This window comes from Caballeronia sp. J97 (assembly GCF_905220305.1).
GTDB lineage: Bacteria > Pseudomonadota > Gammaproteobacteria > Burkholderiales > Burkholderiaceae > Caballeronia.
The window spans coordinates 1-793 of record NZ_CAJMZL010000089.1; the positions used below are offsets into that span (position 1 = coordinate 1).

Below are 793 nucleotides of genomic sequence, written 5' to 3' on the forward strand. Positions count from 1 at the left end.
TCGAAGGTGCCGTTCGCGTCGAGGAAATAGATCGCTTCTCCGTCCGACGCGAGTCCCGCGCCGCTCATCCAGATCGAGCCCATCTGGCCGTTCGGCGTGACGTTGAGCACGCTCGCCTGCTGCAGCGTGTTGGCGTCGTAGCCGATCACCCAGCCGGTGTACGGCAGGAAATCGCAATGAGAAGTCCACGCGGTATAGACGACGCCGTTCAGCAGCAGCAGCGATGCTCGCTCGGCGTACTGGCCCGGATCGAAAGTAAGCGTGCCGTTCTGGCTGCCCGAGCCGTTGCCCGGATACGTCGCGCGGATTTCGGTCGGACCGTTGAAGAGCTCGGCGCCCGTCGTGACGTCGAGCGCGTGAATCCGCTGATGATAGCCGCCCGACGCGTCCTTCGACATGCCGACGACATACATCGCGCCATTCGGCCCGCGCGTGCGGTCGATGACCGGTGTCGCCGTCACGCCGATGCTCGGCGTGATCTGATGGCAGCCGTGATCGTCGCTCGGTTTCTCGCCGCTGCCGAGCGTCGACACTTTCCACAGCACCGTGCCGTTGTCGGCATCGAACGCGTAGACGCTCGCGTTCTCGGTCGCGACATAGAGCACGTTGTGCGTGCCGCCCGCGATCGGCACGCCCGCGAGAAAGAGCGGTTCGGCGTCGACGGCGCCGTCGACGGAAAAGAGCGCGAGCTTGCCGAAGGTGCTTTGATTGACGTTCGCGGGCGTGAGGATGGTTTCCGCGAGCTGCTGCCCGGTCCGCGCGATGTCGTTGTGCCAGGTGACGACGTCCATCG

Annotated in this window: 1 pseudogene; it reads right to left on the bottom strand. The window is 65.2% G+C overall.

Going from position 1 to position 793, the window contains the following annotated elements:
- Positions 1-791 (bottom strand): annotated as a pseudogene (locus tag U4Y90_RS35950) (pyrrolo-quinoline quinone); the annotation flags it as partial.
- Positions 792-793: the final 2 nt, after the last annotated feature.